Origin of the sequence: Porifericola rhodea (assembly GCF_030506305.1) — a bacterium.
Lineage (GTDB): Bacteria > Bacteroidota > Bacteroidia > Cytophagales > Cyclobacteriaceae > Catalinimonas > Catalinimonas rhodea.
This window is the reverse complement of the sequence record NZ_CP119421.1, coordinates 2,426,492-2,448,720: the sequence shown is the minus strand read 5'-3', so window position 1 is coordinate 2,448,720 and position 22,229 is coordinate 2,426,492. Positions and strand designations below refer to the sequence as shown.

The following is a 22,229-nucleotide window of genomic DNA, read 5'->3' as shown; positions in this document are numbered from 1 at the left end:
CAAGGTTTACAATAAAAAAACCTACTAATATAAGCAGGTATTTAAAATGTTTTGTGTGCACTGTAAGTATTAATTTCACTCCTTACATATCTTCTTAATACTTAATTTTAATAGCTATATATTACTATTATTTATATATAATTATTCATATTTAACATTATACATATACGATAAAACATTTATTTTGCTCCTATTATTCAAAGCATAATACAGTTATCTGTATCAATTTTCTGTTCAATTCCTTCCTCATTACACATGTAAGCTACGCTTACTAGAAGGCAACCCATAGTCATTTTAACCTATATTTTTGAATTATACATTACTTTTAACACGTATATATTTTAAGTATTAACACTCAATTTATTCCACACATTATCATCATGACTGCATTAGAGAAACCAAAAGACCCAATTGCAATTGTAGGGATAGGCTGCCGCCTGCCAGGCAACGTAAATCATGTAGATGACTTTTGGAAACTATTAAAAGAAGGTATTAACGCCATTTCTGATGTTCCGGAAAACCGCTGGTCCCTGGAGAAATACTATGATCCTGATAATAGTAAAGCCGGAAAGGTAAAGAACAAAAAAGGGGGCTTTGTAAATGGTATTGACCAGTTTGATGCTGACTTTTTTAAGATTTTTCCTGCAGAAGCTTCTCGCATGGACCCTCAGCAACGCATGCTGCTAGAGGTAAGCTATCAGGCTATGGAAGATGCAGGTATTAGACTTGACCAAATGTCTGGAAGCCTAACCTCGGTATTTATGGGAGTGTTTATGAATGATTACTGGGATATGCAAACCTCAGTACTTCAGCAAAAGCACATTACACCCCATGTGCCTATGGGGGTTTCGCTAACCTCTATCGCTAACCGCCTTTCTTATGTTTATAACTTAAAAGGCCCTAGCGTAACATTAGATACAGCCTGCTCATCCTCATTGGTAGGCATACACCTGGCTTGTAAAAGTATATGGTCTGGTGAAAGCACGATGGCTCTGGCGGGAGGGGTTAATGCCATACTCCGCCCTGAGTCATCTATCATGATGTCCAAAGGAAACTTTCTCTCACCCGACGGACAATGTAAAACATTTGACAGCCGCGCCAACGGTTATGTAAGAAGTGAGGGCTGTGGTGTAGTTCTATTAAAGCCATTAGCACAGGCCGAAGCAGACGGCGATCGCATTTATGCTACAATCCATGGTTCGGCAGTCAACCAGGATGGACACACTGAAGACGGGTTTACTGTGCCCAGTGTATCTTCACAAACAGCTATGCTGGAAACGGCATACCGCGATGCCGGTATAGACCCTAAAGAAGTTAGCTATGTAGAAGCCCACGGTACCGGCACGCCTGTGGGTGATCCTATAGAAACAAATGCTTTTGGTAATGTAATAGGTAAAAACCGCTCGGAAGATGAAAAGTGCTGGATAGGATCAGTTAAACCAAATATTGGCCACCTGGAGTCAGCAGCAGGAGTTGCAGGACTTATCAAGCTGGCACTAATTCTTAAAAATAAGCAGATACCCCAAAACCTGCATTTTGAAAACCCTAACCCTAAAATACCCTTTGACCAATATAGGCTCAAAGTACCCACGCAGTTAACTGAGTTGCCCAAAGGAGAGACTATTGTAGCTGGGGTAAATTCATTTGGCGCAGGTGGAACAAATGCCCACGTGGTTATGAAGTCTTACGAGGGCAGATCAGAGCAGAGAAGTACATCAAAAGAAAATAGTGAAAAGCTAGAGCTGTTTACACTTTCTGCAAGAAGTGAAGATGCTCTTAAGCAAAATACTGAAAACTATATTGATTTTGTTTCTCAGTCTACAGCTCCGCTATCAGAAATTTGTGCTAACCAAGCATTAAGAAGGTCGCAGCACGACTATCGCCTGGCTGTGGTTTGCCGCAGTAAAGAAGAGCTTAAGCAGCATTTGCAGGCCTTTCTGGATGGTGAAACTCGTCCGGGAATGATTTCCCAAAAAGTAAAACCACAGTTTGAAGCTAAAATAGGCTTTATTTTCTCTGGGCAGGGCCCCCAATGGTATGCCATGGGTCAGCAACTACTCAAAAACAATCAGGTATTTAGCGAAGTAGTCCATGAAATTGATCAGATCTTCTCAAAAGTATCTGGGTGGTCTCTACTGGAAGAGATGCAGAAAGATGAAGCAAGTTCTCGGGTTAGCGAGACGCAAATTGCTCAGCCCGCAATTATGGCCGTACAAATTGGACTGGCAGAAGTACTTAAAAGCCAGGGAGTTTTACCCCAGGGCTGTGTAGGGCACTCTATAGGCGAGGTAGCTGCCGCTTATACTTCCGGCTCGCTTACCCTGGAACAGGCTGTAGAAGTAATCTATCACCGTAGCCGTGGACAGAACAGAGCAAGCGGTAAAGGAAAAATGCTAGCCGCAGGCCTAAAGGTAGATGCAGCGCTCGCTCTTCTACGTAGTGTAGAAAACAGAGTATCTATTGCCGCTATCAATGGACCAGAAATGCTTACTCTATCAGGTGACGAGGAGCCTCTGCAAAAAATTGCCGAAAAGCTGGATCAGCAGGATATCTTTCATCGTTTCTTAAAGGTAAATGTACCTTTCCATAGCCATCATATGGAGCCTCTCAAAGATGAGCTTATTGCTTCATTGCAACATCTGGAAACAACTACTGCCAAAATTCCGCTCTACTCTACAGTGAGCGGAAAGAAAGAGGATGGAACCCACCTCAGTAGTGTATACTGGTACATGAATGTACGGGAGCCCGTCTACTTTACAGATGCAGTATCAGCGATGCTGGAAGATGGTTACAACACCTTTGTGGAGATTGCCCCCCACCCCGTTTTGAGTAATGGTGTAAACGATCTGATAGCCAGCAAAAATATCAGCCATGCGGTTGTAGTACCTACTTTAAGAAGAAAAGAAGAGGAGGCCCTAAGCATTGGAACTGCCCTCGCCCATCTATATGCTTACGGATACGGTATGGACTGGAAAAAGGTATTTCCTGCAAAATGTACCCATATTCAGCTACCTGCTTATGCTTGGCAACATAAATCTTACTGGTTTGAGTCTAAAGAACATAGCGCTCATCGTTTAAGCGCTTCGGTTCACCCTCACCTTGCCGGACAGGAACAATGGGCTGGCAACGAGAGACAGTTCATCTGGAAGCTAGACTTAAGTCCCAAAGTACATCCGTACGTAGAGGATCATAAGGTGGATGGCACTGTAATCTTCCCTGGTACTGGCCACCTGGAGGTTGCTTATGCTGCTGCTCAGGCTTCTTTTGGCGATAAATTTGGCTTCCTGGAAGATATTCACTTTGAGTCTGCTCTTTTCCTACCTGAGGAAGACCAGTCTATGGATATTCGCCTGGAAGTTTCATCAGACGAAGGTAGCTACGCTATATTTAGTAAAGCAGAAGAAGAGGGTGCCGGATGGACAATGCACTCCCGCGGCCTAATGAATTATCTGGAGGATAAATTTGAAAGCCGTACAGTAGATTTAAAAGCAATACAGCAACGCCTACAGGATACGGTATCGGTATCTAACTTGTATCTTGAACTAAAAGAAGGGGGTTTGCAATATGGTGAAGCCTTCCGCTGCATACAGAAGCTTTACCGTGGCGAAAACGAAATTCTGGCAGCTGTAAAACTAAGTAAAAGTCAACGACATGGTATTGAGCAGTTTGGTTTTCACCCAGCCCTGCTAGATGCCTCTTTACATGCCATTTTTGCGGCAAAAGAAAGCAATGAAGGAGAGAGAAGAGGAATCTACCTGCCAGTTCATATTCAAAGGTTTAAGTTACATACTAAGCCCGATACTAAAATCTGGAGCTACATAGAGGTAAGCGAAGCCAGTCATCAGTATTTGCGCGGCGATTTTTATGTGCTCAATGAAGATGGTTCTTTAGTAGCTGAAATTCAGGGGCTGAGTTGTAAGTACATTGAAGGGTCACGCGGAGAAGCCCGTGAGGGTGTGTACGAGGGTATGTACCAGTACGAGTGGGATGAACTATCCCCAGAAGAAGAAAACCAGAATGTTACACGAGTAAATGGTGATGCTACAGGTGGCTGCGTAATATTTGTAGATCATCAGGGAGTGGCAGATGCATTACTGGAGTTATTTAAAAAAGATAACCTATCGCCTATTACAATTAAGAAAGGAGCTCAATACTCGTATCTTGAAAACAACCATTATGCTGTCAACCCCGCTTCAGAAGATGATATCATCAAAGCATTTGAAGATATAGAAAGCCGAGGCTTCAGAATAGATCGCATTATGTATTTATGGGGACTTGATAGCCAGTTTAAAGCAGATTTAGGTAAGGAACAGCTTGTAGAGCAGCAAAAACTTTTAGCTGAATCTACACTAGGGGCACTAAAAGCAATTACAAAGCATGGTCTGGAGCCTTTGGTATACTTTGTATCTCAGGCCGCAGATGATGTAGTTGATGGTGAACCTATTAACTTTAACCAGGCCGCACTTTATGGTATGGGAAGGGTGATGATGAACGAATATCCTTTTGTACGCATGAGCCTGATAGACCTGGATCAGCAACTTAGTTTATCAGCTCTACAGTCACTTTATCAGAGCTTTACAATTGTTGAGAAAAAGCAGTTTCCTGAAGTAGCTCTTAGAGGAGATAAAACATTTGTTCATAAACTTCAGGCAGTGAGCGAAGAGAAAGCTGAAGAAAAGGCACAAACCAGTGTATCTGCTCTTGCCAGCCGTTATCAGGCCATCGTAAAAGAATACGGCACATTGGATGGTATTGTATTTCGTCAAACTGATCAGCGAGCGCTTAAAGACCAGGAAGTAGAAATAGAGGTAAAAGCTGCCGGTCTGAATTTTAAAGACATCATGAATGTGATGGGATTACTCTCTGACGAAGCCGTGGAAGGAGGAGTAGCCGGCAAAGCTCTCGGTCTGGAATGCGCAGGTGTTGTCAAAAGAGTAGGTAAGCAGGTAAAAGATATTAAAATTGGAGATGAAGTAATGGCCTGGTCTGCTAATTCGTTTGCTGGCTACACCATTACGAATGCTTCCTGCGTGGTGCAGAAACCTAAACACATGAGCTTTGAAGAAGCCGCTACCTTAACAGTGGTTTACCTCACAGCACATTACTCTCTTAACTATCTGGCAAGACTAAGCGAGGAAGATACAGTACTTATTCATGCCGCCTCCGGAGGGGTAGGTATTGCTGCTATCCATCTGGCGCAGCAGGCAGGCGCTCGTATTATCGCTACTGCAGGTACTGAAGAGAAGCGTAAGTTTGTAAGCACTATGGACGTAGAGCATGTATTTGACTCTCGTAGCCTGAGCTTTGCTGATGAAGTGAGAGCCGTTACCAATGGCAAAGGGGTAGATGTTATTCTCAACTCTCTTTCCGGCAAAGGACTTACCCAAAGTATCAAGTGTCTGGCTCCATTCGGCACATTTATAGAAATCGGAAAAGCAGATATCTATAAAGATACCAAGCTCGCACTGAAGCGTTTTGGCGACAACTTATCTTTCCATGCAGTAGACCTGGACCGTCTGATGCTGCAAAAACCTCGTTTGGGCAAGAAATTATTTCAGGAAGTGGTAGACCTGATTGTAGAACAGGAAATACCTGCTCACCCTCTACAGGTATTCTCTATTTCTCAACTATCTGATGCACTCCGTACGTTAAGTAAGGGAACCCATGTTGGAAAACTTGCAGTAAGTATGCAGGCTGATGACACAGTCAAAGTGTTACCTAATACCAGCCTTAAATTGGATGCTAATGCTACTTATATTGTAACAGGAGGAGCCAGTGGCTTTGGGCTTGTGCTTGCTAAATGGTTGAGCGAGAAAGGGGCTAAAAACCTGGTACTACTAAGCAGAAGCGGAGGTAAACAGCAAAGCGACTTTGATCTGGTAGAGCAAATGCAACAAGAAGGTGTTGAGGTACATAGTATAAAGCTAGATATCACTGATGAGCAGGCAATTCAGCAGTTGCTGATGCGCATACGTACAGAGATGCCTCCATTAAAAGGAATTATTCATAGTGCTGCTGTATTAGATGATGCTACTCTTCCGAATACCGATATGCAGCGTTTTCAGAGAGTGTTTACGCCAAAAGTAATGGGTGCCTGGAACTTACACCAAGCCAGCAAAGATGACAATCTGGATTTCTTCCTGATGCTGTCTTCTATCTCCTCGCTTTTTGGGCTTCCCGGACAATCAAATTATTCATCTGCAAACAACTTCCTGGATAAGCTGGCGAAATTCCGACAGTCGCAGGGCTTAGCGGCTTCTTCCGTAAACCTGGGAGTATTAGGGATGTACGCCGGTATGTCTAAAGAGGGTGGTAATGTACTTAATGTACTAGCCAACCAAGGTTGGTTACCTTTAAGTCTGAGTCAGGTAACGGAAAAGATTGAAAATATTCTGCTCCAAAAGCCTGCGGTAAGAATGGCTGCTAACCTTGACTGGAAAAATTTCAGAGGTTTCTTTACTCATTTACAGAATGATGTTCGCTTCGCGCACTTTATGCAGGAAGCCAATCAGGGAGGAGGACGTGGAGGTCAGTCCGGCCTGATGGATCAGGTACTTCAGGCTACCGAAGATAGCCAGGTACCTATGCTTAAAGGTATGGTAGCTGAGGCCTTGTCTAAAATTTTAGGCACCTCTACGGATCAGATTGAAACTGAACTTTCTATATCTGCTATGGGGCTTGATTCGCTTATGCTTAACCAGCTTAGAAACTGGATACACCAAAAACTGGAAATCAATTTCCCGTTGATGAAAATAGCTAAAGGTCCTAGCATTACCGAGTTAGCTGCTCAACTTCTGGAAGAAGCAAAAAATACTACAGAAGATCAAGCCCATGAGCAGGTAGAAACTTCTGGTATTGCTAGCGAAGACGATATAGAAGTGATAGCGGATAAGTGGATGATTCGTAACAAAAAGCTAAAAGAGGATGTACAGCAGCGTATCTTCTGTTTCCATCCGGTAGGTGCTGGAGCTTCTATGTTTAGCCATTTTGTGTACCACCCGCCCAAAGGTAGTGAGGTGCTGGCATTCCAGCTTCCTGGTAGAGAGAATAGAGCAGACGAAGCTCATTACGAAGATATAGCGAAGCTGATACCTGAGCTTGCGCAAGTAATTCTCCCCTATCTTGATAAGCCCTTTATTGTTATGGGCCATAGCTTTGGTGGTATTGTAGGCTTTGAGTTAATTCGTTATCTGCGTATGCACCATGCTTTGTCTCCTCAACACCTCTTTATTACAGGTACTATTGCGCCACAGCTCACCCGTAAATGGAAGGAGCGAGACGTAATCAGTCAGACGGCAGTAGAAACAAACTCAGAAGAAAGATTACTCTCACTTATGAATTACATAGATGACGTAGACTTTCTGAAAAGAATACTACCGGTAATGCGCAAAGACATGCCCCTGATTATGAGCTATTTGTATCAGGAAGAAGAGAGACTTAACTTCCCTATTACCGCTTTTGCTGCTGCCCAAGATGAGGTGGTGCTGGTAGAAGAGGTAAGCCAGTGGAAGGAGCAAACACAGGCAGAATTTACACTTGAAGTTGTAGACGGCGACCACTGGTTCTTGAGCCGAAATAAAGAGCTAATTTTACAGAGGCTGGAGGAGGCAGCAGTACCTACAATCAAGGTTTAATAGTAGAGGGCTTTCGGGCCCTCTTTTTTTTTACAAATACTTGGTGCTTAGCTGTTTTTCAAGAGATTTAACAGTGAGTTCATGTTTAAAAACAAGTACTCTTAGTTACATTACGTACTATTAGACCAAACAGAACTAACTTAGTAAAACTGAATGCTGACAGCTAATAAAATCAAATTCTAATATTTTAGCCTATGGCTGAGGACACATACATATTAGAAATTCCGATAAAAAGAGAAAAGTGGGCAAAATCCTTTTATTGGGGGTACACTCATAAAGCCCCTCAACCATTGATAGCTATGCGCGATAGCTTTTTACACCCTGAAGAGGAGGAAGTCTATCAGCAATTTGCGAGCAAACTGAAGCAGGAAAGCTTTATACAAGGTCGGTACATTGCCAAAAAAGTTATAAGTAAATTCTTCTCACTCAAAGATCCTTGTTCTTTTAAAGTTATGCCGGGTATCTTTCATCAGCCAGTAGTTTATTTACCAGCTCATGATCCTCCCTCAATTAGTATTAGCCATTCATTCGGACAGGCTCATTGCATTGTTTATCCTCGTGAGCACCCTATGGGTATAGATGTAGAAACAATTAGTCCAGACAATGATGAGCACATCAGATCCCAGACTACTGCTTCAGAAAGAAAATTGATAACATCTACTGAACCTGAGTCACTGGCTTTTACCCGTCTATGGACTATCAAAGAGTCCCTTTCAAAGGTTTTGAACACAGGCTTATTTACCCCTATGGAGCTCTACGAGGTTGAGCAGATTCAGAATAATGAGGGTTATACAGAAAGCCACTTTACGTATTTTTACCAATATAAATCCATATCTTTCACAATAAAAGACAGTGTAATCTCACTATCTATTCCAAAAAACTCACATTTTAACATCAAGTATATTTTTGAAAACATGCTAAATAAGCTCTATCATTAAGCTATTTTTTAACGAAATGTTTACAATGAATCAACAAAAAATTCAATAGATTACTAGCTGAACAATTTAATCAGGTAGTTAAAAGAAGGTATGAATTTATATCTACAGATTATTTTTCTCTAAATTTCTACACTTGAAATAGATATTTAACCGATATACACCCCTCTATCGCTGAATAAAACCTTAAATATTTACAATATAATTATAGAAACATGCAAAATTGTACCATATAATTTACCATAATGTTTACAGATGCTTAAGCCTAAACTACATGAACAAACATTACTAAGTAAAACTTACATTTTAGGTTTATTGGCTAATGTAAATTGGTTTCTACTAAGGATATATGAAGTTTTACAATTGTAATTATTTAGCATATATCTATTGGTATAACAGACATGAGTGTAAATACGCCTACTTCCAAATCAGCTTTCCTCAGATTGCTAGATACCGGAATTCACGATGAGTTACCTATACATCTAAAAAGAAGGATTAGACCTACTAATATCATTGGTTTGGTCATATTTGCTTTTGTGGGTATCCCTTTTTCTATCATCACGCTGTTCTATTTTCCTCCCCTGGTATGGTACCCTGGAGTAGGCGGCTTACTTTGTGCCAGTGTGGTACTTTTAAACAAACAGGGTGCTTATGATGCTTCCCGGATCATTGTTACATTGATTCCAATTACATTGGGAGCCATATACAACGCAAGCTTAAGTGCCGCTCATGAAGATCCATTGCCCAGTGTATACCTGCTGGAGCTAAGCTTTTCCCTCATACCCTTAGTCATTTATGATATTAAAGAGAAGACATCAATCTTCTTTTCTATACTTGTCTGCGCTATTATCATTATTACTTTCCCTATTACCAAACACTGGTTTCATTCTGCATATGACTCAACTGTATTGCGTAGTGGCTGGTTAAGTACTGTAGCTATTTTATTGGCCATCACTACCCAGCTAGGTTGTGTCCTCGGTTTGGTTGCAATAGGCAAACAGGCTGAGAATGAAAGCGAGACTTCCAGACAAATTGCTGAAAGTGAAAAAAGAAAGCTGGAAATAGAGAAAGAAGAGAACATCAAAAAAAGTGAAGAACTACAGAAAAACCAGGCTGAAGAGAAGAAGAGGCAATGGACCAATGAGGGGGTTTCGCTCATATCTAAAGTAATACGTGAGTCGCAGGATGATGACACACTGTATGATAAAATTGTCTCTACTGTCGTTAAATACATGAATGTGAATCAGGGGGGCCTATTTTTAATAGAAAATGATTCTGATACTCCTGAAATTGTGCTGAGAGCCTGCTATGCATATGGCAGAAAAAAATTTACCGATAAAGCTATTGCTCCCGGCGAAGGGCTCGTAGGACAGGCCTATATGGAAAGGCAATACATTTACCTGACTGAGATTCCTCAAAACTATGTCCGCATTACTTCTGGTCTTGGCCACGCTACTCCTAAGGCACTCATAGTAATGCCCCTGATCACAAATGATACGGTTCAGGGTATTATTGAATTAGCCTCGTTTCAAACTTTTGAAGCGCATGAGATAGACTTTCTGGAAAAGATGGGAGAGATATTAGCTTCTCAAATCAACAATCAGAAGGTAGTAAAACAAACTCAGTTCTTGTTAAGACAGGCCCAGGAGCAATCAGAAGAGCTAAGAGCACAGGAAGAAGAGATGCGTCAGAATATGGAGGAACTGTCTGCTACACAGGAACATGCTCAACGCCAGATGGAAGAAAGCAAGAGCCTCTACGATCAGCTACAGACAAGAGAATTAGTATTTGGGCATACTACTATTCTTTCTGAAGCTGACCTCAATGGTACTATCACATTTGTTAATGATAAGCTCTGCCAGATATCTAAGTACTCCAGAGAAGAGCTTATTGGCAGAGAGCATAACATTTTCCGCCATCACGATATGCCTTCGGCCTTATTTAAGAGGTTTTGGGATACAATTAAGAGAGGTGAAACCTTTAGAAGTATAATTAAAAACAAGGCCAAGGATAGCTCTCATTACTGGGTAGATGCGACTATCGTACCTATTCGTGATAAAGAAGGCAAGATTGAGAAATACATTGGAGCTCGTTACCATATCACAGATGATCAGATAGCAGAGCAGATGTATGCTAAACAGCTCAAAACATTTGAAATAGAAGCTTAATAACTTCTTCTACAATTACACCCATATATATACCTTAGAGCAATATGTCGGATGATGTATTGCTCTTTTTTTGTTTATTTACCCGCCCTTTTGTAGTAGAGCAACTCAAATCCTATAAGGTAACCAAAAAGAAAAAACCCAAGCTATTAACATATGTCAAAGCCTGGGTTCAACAACAAACCAAATAAAACATACTACTTAAATCTTCTGAAATACCTTCGCGTTTAGGTCCAGAAAGTGAAACTTACTTTTGTCAATAAGTGGGACTAAAGCATCGTAAAAGCCAATTATTAATAAGCCTCCTGTATTGAGGTGATTATAAAATTCATCCAGTAGTTTGATTTTAGATGCCTGGTCAAAGTATATCATTACATTGCGGCAAAAAATGATATCATAATTTCCTTCTACAGGATCTGTAATTAGGTTATGCGCTTTAAAGTTTACATGCTGTACCAGAGAATCATTCATCTTTCCATGATCTCCCTCGGGACGATAATACCTTTTAAAGAGTCCGATATTATTGTACTGCTCAAAGTTTTTTCCATACTCCTGAATTTTCAGGCTGTGGTACACTCCCTGTTGCGCGGTTTTAAGAGAGGCTTCGCTCATATCAGTAGCCCATGCCTGAGCACTTGAGAGCAGTCCCATTTCATGTAATACTATAGCCATGCTATATACTTCCTCACCAGTAGAACAGCCCGCATGCCATATGTTAAGAGCGTTTTTCTTAGGAATTGTACGAATGATCTTCTCTTTTAATGTACGCCAAAGTACAGGGTCACGAAACATAGAGGTAAGTCCAACTGCTACCTCATCTATAAAAGGAACAATAAAGTCACGATCGCGCAGCAATTTTACCCATAGATTGTGTACAGACTCTAGTTTGAGCACATTTATAGCTCTAATGACTCTTCTCTTTAGAGAAATTGGTTCATAGCAGGTAAAATCAATTCCATAGCGACGCAGAATAGCTTGTGTCAGCGAATTTAGCTCTTCATCCGTAATGGAAATAGGAGTATGCGTCAAAGTATCAGTTTCTGTCATTAAGAGCAGTTTTTAAAATATGAATGAATTATAGCTCGTTTAGGATTACTGCTACCCGATGTAGCTCATGCTTAAGATTACGCATACCGTTAAACGTAGCCTGATAAGTTTTTTCTTCTCCCTCTTTAGTAATAAAAGTGAGAGGGCAACTAACGTTTTCTTCTTCATTGAGTTGCTTTAGCACCTCTGGAATACGGCTACCATTCTTAACAAAGTTCAGGATGTCCTTCCTCGCAATCTCAGACCTCTTGTAGCCAAAGGTTTTAAGAAATAAGGGGTTTGCCTTTTTCAGCATGCCTTCTGCATCCATTTCCAAAGTGAGCACAGCTTTGTTCAGAGCTTCAAGCATACTGCTCAGCTCATTCTGCTTTTCTTTCTCATGCGTAGTAAATTGCGCGAACATGAGAATTTTATGCAGTTTACCATCCAGATTAAAGATTGGGTTAAAGGTGCCGTTAAGCCATAGGTCTTTGTCTTCTTTACTTTTCTGGATAAACTCTCCAGAGAAAAAAGTACCTTCTTTCAGATTGTCCCACATTAACTGAACCTGAGGCTTATCTTTTTCTGAGTCGGGCAACAGATAGTCATAAGGCTTACCAATTAGCTCTTCCTTATCGTAGCCAGTAACGCTCATAAAAATTGCGTTAGCATCCAGAATATTGCCTTCAGGGTCAAAGTCCAGAATGGCGTTGGTTCTGCCTATTGCCTCCAGTTTATAAGTGTATTCTAAAGTAGTTTCCTTAATAGCCGAAACATCAGTTTGTATAGATATGTACTTTTCTATCTGGCCTTTATCGTTCTTCACCGGGTTAATTACTAACGAAATCCAATAGCTTCCTCCACCTTTCCGGTAGTTGAGAATATCCTCATAGAATGGCTCTCCTTTCTTCAGTTTCTGGCGAATGCGATTTACTGTTTCCTGATCCGTTTTAGGTCCCTGTAACAGAGCGCCAGGTTTTCTGCCTAAGACTTCTACTTCACTATAACCTGTCATTTTAGTAAAGCCTTCATTTACAAACTCTATATATCCTTCATTATCCGTAATGATGACGGAATTATCTGTATTGTTTGCTACGAGAGATAGCTTTTCCAAAACAAGTTTTTGCTTGGTTATATCTGTACCCAGCATCAGAATTTTTTTCTGATTACCATTATCATCTACCTTCATGGGAGTAAAAGAGGCGTTGATCCACTTTTCTTCTCCTTTGGAAGTACTCACTTTAAAATCAAACGTGCGGATAATTCCTTCCTGCATATCTGTCCAGAAAGTCTCATCGGCATACTGCATTTTAAGAAGCGTAGCAGAATGGAGCTGGAGCTTTTCTAAAGAATAGCCACAAAGATCCAGAAGCTTTTCATTAGCGTTGAGTAGTTCTCCATTAAGGTCAAAAGACGCAGTAAGTAGACTATTATCCATAGCTCTAAAAACCCACTGAAGCTCTGTCTGCTGGGTACGCATCTCTTCCTGTGCTTCGGTGAGTGTCTCTAAATGCTCTCTCATTACCTCTTCTCTCTCCCTAAGTTCGGCAGTAAGGTCGTGTGAGTTATCCAGCAGTCGCTTGGTTTGTATGGTTACTTTGACGGTATCCAGCGTAGAAGCTATACTCTCTGCTACTTTCTCAAGAAAACTAAGCTGATAGGCTTCCAGCTTTTGAAAAGAGGCCAACTCTAACACACCGTGCAGTTTATCATTGACTATTAAAGGTACAATTACCAGATTAGAAGGTGTGGCTTCGCCTAATCCGGAGGTAATATTAACATAGTGCTGAGGTATATCAGTCATGAAAATAGTCTGCTTTTCAACAGCACACTGCCCTACCAGCCCCTGGCCAATCTTAAATCTTTTTTCTTCGTATTTCCGTTTGTCATACGCATAGCAGGCGGCAAGCTCCATATAGGCTTCTTCCTCATCATCATTCAGCACAAACATGCTACCCTGGTTACATCTTAAATACTTGACAATCTGCTGAATCACCTCATTGCTGAATGCGTCAAGATCATCATTATGCTCACGAAGAATTTCAGCAAAAAGTGCGTGTCCTTCGGTACTCCAGTTTCTTTTTTGCTCTTCGTCCTGGTAAACCTGCATCTTTGTCCGCATATCTGTAAGAGCTTTGCCTAAATGATCAGCGGTATTCAGGTGCAGCATTTCTAGTTCCTCCTGACGCCCCCCTATTTTCTCTATGTAGTGGGTGGCTTCTTCCATTTGGGTATACAGCTGGTTTACATGTTTGATAGCGGTATGTGCCATACCGTATGGGAGCGCAGCTTTTTCTTTAAGCTTACCGGAGGCTAATTTCTCCAGATGAGTTTCTACTGACTGTATTTGAGCGGTCAGTTTTTTGAAAAAACGAAAAACTACAATGGCCTGCAATACAAAAACTGCTACAAAACAATAGCTTTGATAAGGAAAATCCCATAAGAATAGCGCAAGCAAAAGCAGAAAGGCTACCCCTTCTGTAAGCCACAGGGTAAGAGCATTTTTCTTTCTGAAATAGTTTGTAGAGTGGTTCATCACACTTTCTTAAATAGTACAGCCCAATATTCTTAACTTTCTATACCGTGCGCTCTCTTATTCTCTCCAGAAACTGCGAAGAAAGTATCCAAAAAAAGTTGGGCTGTAGTGTGGTATCATTTTCAAACATGAAGCGAGTGTTCACGGTAAGAAAATAGTCTGACACCTGCTTAAGCTCATCAGCTATAGTGGTGGCAACTTCTTTAGCCGGCATATAAAACAGGTGAGGCACGTCACCGTAAATAGAGAAGCCCAGAGCATTAGAAAACTGAGTAATTACTGTAGCCGAAACGATGTTATCAATTTCTTTGAGCATCGCCTCCTCCATTGTCTTTCTGGCTTCTTCGTCTTTTTGTGGAGGCAAACAGGCGCTAAAAATAGCGGACTTCTCTTCCTCGTTAAGGAGCAGGTAGCTTTTCCCCTCTACCTCACCAATTATTTTGGTGGTCAGCATCGTAATATCCTCCCCGGATTTAATAAAGTGCCTATAATCTGGTTCTGACTTAGTAACTTCTATCTCAGAAATTTCAATTTCTATATTCTGCTGTATTATTACAGAAAATGATTTTGCGGCGTTTTTATAACCGGTGTCAATAATTTCCAGGGTCAGTTCTTTTTCTTTGGGCGATAATATATTCATGGTTTGTAAGCTTTTATGTCAGAACAGTTCTGTTTTGTGAATGTACATTGGCTTGAAACACTTCCTGGATGACTGCTGGCACGTGCAATACCAGGCACACATGTCCATTGCCGAGAATAGTGACCCCACTTATAAACTTCACCTTGTCTACCGGCTTGATCATTGGTTTCTCTACAATTTCTTTTTGCTGAAGCAGCTTGTCTACCACAAAGCCAACTTTACGGCTACCGTAGTTAACCACCACTACATCTAGCTTTTCGTTTTTGTCTAAATGATTGAAGGTATAATGAAGATCATTGCCTGCTGAAAGCTTACTGACCAAAGGGTTAAACAGATCGTTCAGAAAAACAATGGCAATAGTTTTCTTGAGATGTGTAGCTACCAGCCCTTTGCCTACTTTGTGTATATCTTTCTTACTAAGCGATACTACAGCATCTGTGTAGGTAAGTGGAATAGCATATTCTGTCTGGTTTAGCTCAAACAGCAAGGTTCCTTTAACTGCCATAGAAGAAGGTAAAGACAAACGAATGATGGTACCTTTGTTCTGCTCAGTTTCTACCGACACATTCCCTCCAATAGTATCCAAAGCCTGTTTTACTACGTCCATGCCTACGCCCCTACCCGAGATGGCATTGATGTTGTCCACAGTAGAGAAGCCTGGCTCAAATATAAGAAGTGTAGCTTCCTCATCACTCAGCTGCGCAGCTCCTTCGGGCGAGATTAGCCCTTTGCTTACAGCCTTTTCTTTCACTCTCTGAATGTCAATTCCTCTTCCATCATCTACGATTTCAATGATAACAGTATCATTTTCGTTGAATGCCTTAAGTGTAATAACACCCTCTGCTGCTTTACCCAGCGACTCACGTTCTTCACTATTCTCTATGCCGTGCGCGATAGAGTTTCTAATCAGGTGAATAAGGGAGTCACTGATGATCTGAAGGATATTTCTGTCTATTTCAGTGTCGGTGCCTTCCAGCTTAAGGCTCACCTGCTTATTTTCTACTGCTGCTGCATCTCTAACTACTCTATGAAATTTATTGAAGAGAAAGCCTACCTGTACAAGCCTGACATCCATGACAGAGTATTGGAGGTCTGATGATATTCGGTTAAGTCTTGCGTATTCATTTGTAGCTTGCCTTCCTGTCTGGGTAGCGATAATACGATCACGCTCTATAATTAGCTCACCGACCAGGTTTAATAGGTTATCTAGTTTTCTTACTGGTACCTGCACCAGATCAGAGAAAGCAATTTTAGTTTCTGTGGCCTCTTCTTCAAGTTCGGCATCTTCATCCAACTCCTCTAATACCTGCTGTACGTCAGACTCCCCTAGCTGGTCTGCTACTACAGGCAGCTCTTCTTTTGGAGAGGCTTCTACCGATTCCTGTAAATATTCTGTAGAGCTTTGCGTTACTGGTTTATCTTCTTCTTTGGCTTCAGACTTTTCAGCTGTATTTGAACTGTCCTCCTTATCTTCAGTAGCCCTTTTGATGATTACTTCCAGCTTGGTCTTAATTCCTTTATAACGGACTTTCTTTTCTTCTTTGAGGCCGTGAATCATGTTTCCGAGCACATCTACTGCTTTGAATATAGCCGTAAAGATATCTCCACTGAGCTCGATACGTCGGTCTCTAATTTCACCAAATAAACTCTCGGTGGTGTGTGCCAGCTCAGCAATAGAAGAAAAACCCATGCCAGCAGCATTTCCTTTGAGCGTATGAGTGATACGAAAAATTGCATCTACCGCACTTTTGCTCTTAGGATTTTTTTCCAGCTCGGTAAGTAGACGGTTTAGTTCTTCGTAATTGTCCAGTGCTTCGGCCAGAAATATTTCTTTGTATTCTTCTTCTTTTTCCATGCTAATGTTATGACAAACAACTCATTAAAAAGCCGCCTATTTCACGGATTTTTACTACCTGGTTTACTACCCCTTTATTTATCGCGGATTTGGGCATTCCGAATACTACTGAAGATGTACTATCCTGAGCGATGGTGTAGCCATTTTGTTTGTAGATAGCTTCAAGCCCCACCGTACCGTCCTTACCCATTCCGGTAAGAATTACGCCTATTGCTTTTTCGCGATATACCTCTGCCACTGAGCTAAGCAGACAGTCTACAGAAGGGTTGTTGAACTCTTTGAACTTTTTGTTAGTAAAAGCAAGAGTGGGCTTAGCAGTAATCGGATTATGGACTACTTTGGTATTCATATGCCCCGGCGCAATGTATATAGTCCCCCCTTCCAGTGTTTCGTTGCGTTCGGCAATTTTAATTCTTAAGGGGCTTAACTTATTCAAACGCTGAGCAAACGAAGGTAAAAACTGCTCAGTCATATGTTGAGCAATTACAATCGGGATACTCAGGTTGTCCGGCATTTGTCTAATGATAGCCTCTACTGCCGCAGGCCCTCCAGTAGAAGCACCAATGGCGATAATCTGATAGGGCAAATCTTTAGAAAAACTATGTGCGTTCGTATTTCTACGAATCATGCGTGAGCTAAAAAGCGCACTCTCTGCTTTTGCCGCGGATTTTATCAGCTCATTTAGCGGAAAACTTCCCACTTTGGATAAAGCCACTACCTGCTCTTTGTTTATAAACTCAAAAGCTCCGGCGCTTAATGCATCAAAGATCTTGGGGTTTGTCTTCTCCAGTGAGCTAAGCAAAATAACAGGTACCGGGTGCTGCTTCATCAGTTCACTAACCACATGTAGTCCGTCAAAATGGGGCATTACCATATCGGTAATAACGACATCTGGTTTTAGCTCTTTCACTTTTTCTACTCCATCTTTGCCATTGATTGCAGTAGAAAGCAGCGCGATATCGGAATCACTTCTCAAAATATCAGCCAGTAAAATGCGCATCAGTCCCGAGTCCTCAATTAATACTGTGTTGATTCTCTGAGAAGCCATTTGATGCCGGTTTATATTTTACTGAGCACTTCCATCAACTTTTCAGCAGTGAAAGGTTTAACGATATAATCTATGGCGCCCAATGACTTACCTTCTGCGATTACTGACTCCTGCCCTACGGCACTAATCATCACCACTTTAGACTCTAGTTCTTCCTCTTTGTACACTTTGAGGATATCGGTTCCTATCATATCTGGAAGAATATTATCCAGGGTAATGATATCGGGCTGAAGCTCGAGCGCAAGGTCTACAGCTTCTTCACCATTAGCTGCCTGCCCCACTACCTCGTATCCTGCTTCTTCTACAGCATCTTTGATCAACGTTCTCATGTACAATGAGTCGTCTACAATTAATACACTTTTTGCCATTGTCTTCTGTTTATTATTTTATGCTACGACTTTTTCTTTTTGTAATACCTGACTGACTTCTTTTTCAGCCATTACCTGGAAAATATCTATAAGTATGATCAGGCGATCTTTTACCTTTACAATGCCACTAATGTAATCTCCGCCGTCTTCGTTATCCTGCATAAGATTAGGAGAATCGTCTATTTCCGCTGAGGTAACAGAAAGCGTGTTGGGGACTTCTTCTACCAGTACACCCATTTTAAAAGTTTCGCTTTCTACAACCAGGGTATAGTGTCTGGCTTCGTTTATATCTTTATCACTTAGCTCCTTTAGCCCGAATTTCTCTTCCAGATCTACGATTGCGATAATGTTTCCACGAATGTTAGCCACCCCCTTGATGTAAAAAGGAGTTTTAGGCATTCGAGTGATGTGTGGCGTAAGCACTACTTCTTTGATCTGGTCTATGTGCAGGCCGTACTCTTCCTGGCCTAGCTTAAAGACGATTAGTTGGTGCCTTTCCAGATTTTGCTCCTGCTCTTCTCCAGCATTATGATCTTGACTTGCCATGATTGTCTGTTTTGTTGATAAATGGGCACTTTTCTGAGCTTATCTCTTCAGCTTTACCAGTTTAAACTGGCTTACGCCTGACTGTAGCTCAGAGGCAATCTGGGAAAGTCTGTTGCTGGCTTCCGTTACTTCTGTCATGCTAGCATTAAGGGCCTGTGATGAACTAGCCACTTCTTCTGTACCGGCGGCCGTCTCTTCAGCGACAACTACAATCTGCTCTATATTCTTCACTACCGAATCAATAGAGGTTTTTTGAGCCATCGTCGCATTCTGAATTTCTTTTGAATAGCTGAGCGTTTGCTGGCTGGAAGACGCAATCTCCTGAAAGATAGAGTCTGCTTCCTGGGTAGCTACATTTCCATCTTTTACACTGCTTTCCATAATCTCAATCGCTTTGCCGGCCGACTGCGTATCTTTTTGCACATCAGCGATAATTTTTTCTATGTCTACTGCTGATCGTCTTGAATCTTCTGCTAGCTTACGTATTTCTTCAGCCACTACTGCAAACCCCCTGCCCGCATCTCCGGCACGCGCTGCTTCAATTGCAGCATTAAGGGCCAAGAGGTTGGTTTGCGCGGCAATATCCGTAATTACGTTTAGGGTGCGAGCAATTTCTTCAGCTCTCTGAGTTAGTACACTGATAGACTCAGAGGTAATGCCTGCAGAACTGCTGATCCCTTCCATATTTTCTACCAGTTTCTTAATAATCTTGATCCCGTTCTCACAGCTTACCTGACCCTGTTCCGCAGTCTGGTAAATAATGTCCGCTTTGCTCTCCATTTGGGTAGCAGTGCTCATAACTTCTTCTACCAACTTAGATGACTCATCCGTTTTCAGCGCCTGATCCTGGGCTCCTTTAGCCATCTGGGCAATAGCTGAAGCTACTTCGGTCGTATTGTTTTTGATGCTCTCACTTTTCTCCAGCATACTACCAGAAGAACTGGCTACGAAGTCTGCACTTTCCTCAATATTACTTAGAAGAGCATTTAGGTTCTCTAAAGCCACATTCAGGGCATCACCCATTTGCTGCACATATCCTTCGGCGGGCATATCAAAAACGTTAGTAAGATCACCTTGTGCTACATTGCTGATGATCTGACTTACCGCCAATACCGGAAGCTTTACATTAGATATATCCGCAGCTATTTTTATAACCTTGGTTACTTTACCTTTATCGTCTTTAATGGGAGTATAAGCTGCTTGCAGCCATACCTCTTTGCCATCTCTTCTTACTCTCAGGTACTCTCCATTTTGTACTCTTCCGCTAGCCAGGTCGTTCCAGAACCTTGCATACTCAGGAGAAGCAGCATAAGCTGCATCGCAGAAGATTCTATGGTGTTGGTTCTTGATCTCATCTTCACGCTCAAAGCCCATAGTACTTAAGAAGTTCTGGTTGGCCGTAATGATAGTTCCATCAGGGTTAAACTCTATGTACGCCCAGCCTGTGTCTACAGCTGCCTGTACGCTTTCGCCTTTTGTTCTGGCATTTACCATTTCGGTAATGTCTGTAGCGATTTTAATTACCTTAACTATCTTTCCGCTTTCATCTCTTACCGGAGTGTAAGCAGCGTTAATCCATACCTCTTCTCCATGCAAAGAAACGCGTTTGAACTCTCCAGAATGGATTTGCCCATCTGCCAGGCTCTGCCAAAACCGATGATATTCGGTAGAAGCTGCGTAGTCCTCTTCGCAGAAAATTTTGTGGTGCTGACCAATTACATCTTCCGGCTTCTCATAACCTAAAGCCGATACAAAGTTCTGATTTGCAGATAGAATGAATCCTTCGGGTGTAAACTCTATGGAAGCAAAGCCAGTATCTACCGCTGCCTGTATGTGGCTTGAACTGGTAAGTTCTTCCTGAGCTGCTCTAAGCTCTTCGTACATAGCACTCATTTCTTGCAGGCGCTGCTCCAGTTCCTCTTTTTGTGCTTTTAGCTTTTTTACTTCAGATGATGCAGCAGATTTACTTCTTGTTGTAGAAGTTGTGCTGGCTTTTGCAGAGTCTTTTTTACTTGATGCCGTTTTCATTCAATCTAGGTTTTGAAAAATTAGCTTTAGACTTATTGGAAGATATAATAGAAGTGTCTCTGCTCGAGACAATTTGTCTATTGTATTACTCTCCCTTAAGGCAAACTTATTGCAAAACCAGTCTTATATTTCTCCCATTATATCTGCTTATTCCACAGATGTAATGATGAAAATATTTCATGAAAACTTGCTATTCGTAAACTGTTGCCACCATCATAGTTACAGTAAGTAATAGCGCTTAGGGTGAGAATTATCTAGGGTAAAAATTTATAAGATTAAAAAATTTAGGCATATACAAAAATATCATAATTAACACATAGTCAAGTACTTATAACCAAAAACTTGATAAAGGCCTGATAGAAAAACTTGTATTTGGTACCCTCTGAAGTTAACCTTTTGCATTTTTGTTATAAAATAGAGGCGTAATATCCACCCTAAAAAAATACACTGGACGATATCACTTAAGTAGTTAGCATTAAAGTGATGTATACCATTTAGCCATTTTCTTTTTACTTCATTACATCTTAAAAAAATTAACAGGAAAAAGCCTTGGTTTTAGCACTGAACAAATAGTTAAATATAATCATATTCATAGTTAGTAAAATTATATTTAATGTTTTGAAAAAAGTATGTCATCAAGTATTTAAGCTCAACCTTCAAGGCTGTTTTTACCTTTGTATGACAATGTTAGGAGCATCACTTTTATAGTTTCGTTTCTGAGCAAAACAATTATTTATTAAGTGAAAATACTTGTTAATCGTAGTCTCTACCCGCTTCGTCCTTATGGGGATTAAACTAACCCCAATTAAATGATATACTTAGATTAAGAGAGCGAATGTTTTATTTTAGCTTTGTAAACTACCCAAACGTATAAACTCCTATGAGCTATTCTCTCGATGAACTTCGATACCCTATTGGTCAATTTGAAAAGCCAGAAATTATCTCTACTGAACATTTGAATACCTGGAAAGGAGATATAGCAGTATTTCCTTCAAAATTAAAAAGTGAAGTTATAGACTTAACTACGGATGCATTAAACTGGGTTTATCGTCCGCAGGGCTGGACCATACAGCAAGTGGTACATCATTGTGCTGATAGCCATATGAATGCTTTGATGAGACTTAAGCTAACACTCACTGAAGAGCAGCCAGCTATAAGACCTTATGAAGAAGCGCGCTGGGCTATGCTTGCTGATACCCTTGAAAGCCCTATTGAATGGTCATTGCAGTTTTTGGAAGCACTACATCTTAAATGGATTTATCTGCTAGATCAATTAGATGAAATACAGCTAGGGAGAACCTATATTCACCCTGAGCATCAGACAGTATTTGATTTAAGAGAAACGATAGGTATGTATGCCTGGCATTGCAACCACCATCTCGCCCATGTTCGGCAGGCTATAAAACACCAGGGAGTATTTTAGGAGTCTTTCTTTCTGGTATAAAAAA

The 22,229-nt window shown here is 41.2% G+C and carries 12 protein-coding genes; 4 read left to right on the top strand and 8 right to left on the bottom strand.

Annotated features, from left to right (window positions below; genetic code table 11):
* Positions 1-380 precede the first annotated feature (380 nt).
* From PZB74_RS10080 to PZB74_RS10070, 3 genes are all read left to right on the top strand, one after another.
* A complete protein-coding gene (locus PZB74_RS10080) occupies positions 381-7,634 on the top strand; it encodes a type I polyketide synthase (RefSeq protein ID WP_302242473.1) in 7,254 nt (2,417 codons plus the stop codon).
* Positions 7,635-7,828: 194 nt separating this feature from the next.
* Positions 7,829-8,572, top strand: coding sequence for a 4'-phosphopantetheinyl transferase family protein (locus PZB74_RS10075; RefSeq protein WP_302242472.1), 744 nt, complete (start codon positions 7,829-7,831; stop codon positions 8,570-8,572).
* A 398-nt stretch (positions 8,573-8,970) separates the two neighbouring features.
* Positions 8,971-10,737 (top strand): GAF and PAS domain-containing protein, encoded by a 1,767-nt coding sequence (locus PZB74_RS10070; RefSeq protein ID WP_302242470.1) that lies wholly within the window; start codon positions 8,971-8,973, stop codon positions 10,735-10,737.
* Between the two features lie 198 nt (positions 10,738-10,935).
* Here PZB74_RS10070 and PZB74_RS10065 read toward each other — a convergent pair whose 3' ends face one another.
* Genes PZB74_RS10065 through PZB74_RS10030 form a run of 8 tightly spaced genes read right to left on the bottom strand, consistent with a single transcriptional unit; the run spans position 10,936 to position 20,781 of the window.
* Positions 10,936-11,781 (bottom strand): CheR family methyltransferase, encoded by an 846-nt coding sequence (locus tag PZB74_RS10065; protein WP_302242469.1) that lies wholly within the window; start codon positions 11,779-11,781, stop codon positions 10,936-10,938.
* 28 nt (positions 11,782-11,809) lie between these two features.
* Positions 11,810-14,296, bottom strand: coding sequence for a PAS domain-containing protein (locus tag PZB74_RS10060; protein ID WP_302242468.1), 2,487 nt, complete (start codon positions 14,294-14,296; stop codon positions 11,810-11,812).
* A gap of 40 nt (positions 14,297-14,336) precedes the next feature.
* Complete coding sequence (locus tag PZB74_RS10055) at positions 14,337-14,936, bottom strand: chemotaxis protein CheC (protein ID WP_302242467.1); 600 nt, start codon at positions 14,934-14,936, stop codon at positions 14,337-14,339.
* A gap of 13 nt (positions 14,937-14,949) precedes the next feature.
* Positions 14,950-16,791: a chemotaxis protein CheA gene (locus PZB74_RS10050; RefSeq protein WP_302242466.1), complete on the bottom strand. Its 1,842-nt coding sequence runs from the start codon at positions 16,789-16,791 to the stop codon at positions 14,950-14,952.
* A 7-nt stretch (positions 16,792-16,798) separates the two neighbouring features.
* A complete protein-coding gene (gene cheB, locus PZB74_RS10045; protein ID WP_302242464.1) occupies positions 16,799-17,839 on the bottom strand; it encodes a chemotaxis-specific protein-glutamate methyltransferase CheB in 1,041 nt (346 codons plus the stop codon).
* An 11-nt stretch (positions 17,840-17,850) separates the two neighbouring features.
* A complete protein-coding gene (locus PZB74_RS10040) occupies positions 17,851-18,207 on the bottom strand; it encodes a response regulator (protein ID WP_302242463.1) in 357 nt (118 codons plus the stop codon).
* Positions 18,208-18,225: 18 nt separating this feature from the next.
* Complete coding sequence (locus PZB74_RS10035) at positions 18,226-18,753, bottom strand: chemotaxis protein CheW (RefSeq protein ID WP_302242462.1); 528 nt, start codon at positions 18,751-18,753, stop codon at positions 18,226-18,228.
* A 39-nt stretch (positions 18,754-18,792) separates the two neighbouring features.
* Positions 18,793-20,781 carry a methyl-accepting chemotaxis protein gene (locus tag PZB74_RS10030; protein WP_302242460.1) on the bottom strand — a complete coding sequence of 663 codons (1,989 nt, stop codon included), beginning with the start codon at positions 20,779-20,781 and terminating at the stop codon, positions 18,793-18,795.
* 880 nt (positions 20,782-21,661) lie between these two features.
* On the opposite strand from PZB74_RS10030, the gene PZB74_RS10025 reads away from it, so the two are divergent.
* A complete protein-coding gene (locus PZB74_RS10025; RefSeq protein WP_302242459.1) occupies positions 21,662-22,204 on the top strand; it encodes a YfiT family bacillithiol transferase in 543 nt (180 codons plus the stop codon).
* The last annotated feature ends 25 nt before the right edge of the window (positions 22,205-22,229 follow it).

What these genes read in the sequence shown, in the direction of transcription:
- cheB (WP_302242464.1), bottom strand. Translation starts at nt 17,839, where the DNA reads ATGGCTTCTCAGAGAATCAACACAGTATTAATTGAGGACTCGGGACTG.
- PZB74_RS10080 (WP_302242473.1), top strand. Translation starts at nt 381, where the DNA reads ATGACTGCATTAGAGAAACCAAAAGACCCAATTGCAATTGTAGGGATA.
- PZB74_RS10075 (WP_302242472.1), top strand. Translation starts at nt 7,829, where the DNA reads ATGGCTGAGGACACATACATATTAGAAATTCCGATAAAAAGAGAAAAG.
- PZB74_RS10035 (WP_302242462.1), bottom strand. Translation starts at nt 18,753, where the DNA reads ATGGCAAGTCAAGATCATAATGCTGGAGAAGAGCAGGAGCAAAATCTG.
- PZB74_RS10055 (WP_302242467.1), bottom strand. Translation starts at nt 14,936, where the DNA reads ATGAATATATTATCGCCCAAAGAAAAAGAACTGACCCTGGAAATTATT.
- PZB74_RS10065 (WP_302242469.1), bottom strand. Translation starts at nt 11,781, where the DNA reads ATGACAGAAACTGATACTTTGACGCATACTCCTATTTCCATTACGGAT.
- PZB74_RS10030 (WP_302242460.1), bottom strand. Translation starts at nt 20,781, where the DNA reads ATGAAAACGGCATCAAGTAAAAAAGACTCTGCAAAAGCCAGCACAACT.
- PZB74_RS10025 (WP_302242459.1), top strand. Translation starts at nt 21,662, where the DNA reads ATGAGCTATTCTCTCGATGAACTTCGATACCCTATTGGTCAATTTGAA.
- PZB74_RS10050 (WP_302242466.1), bottom strand. Translation starts at nt 16,791, where the DNA reads ATGGAAAAAGAAGAAGAATACAAAGAAATATTTCTGGCCGAAGCACTG.
- PZB74_RS10040 (WP_302242463.1), bottom strand. Translation starts at nt 18,207, where the DNA reads ATGGCAAAAAGTGTATTAATTGTAGACGACTCATTGTACATGAGAACG.
- PZB74_RS10070 (WP_302242470.1), top strand. Translation starts at nt 8,971, where the DNA reads ATGAGTGTAAATACGCCTACTTCCAAATCAGCTTTCCTCAGATTGCTA.
- PZB74_RS10060 (WP_302242468.1), bottom strand. Translation starts at nt 14,296, where the DNA reads ATGAACCACTCTACAAACTATTTCAGAAAGAAAAATGCTCTTACCCTG.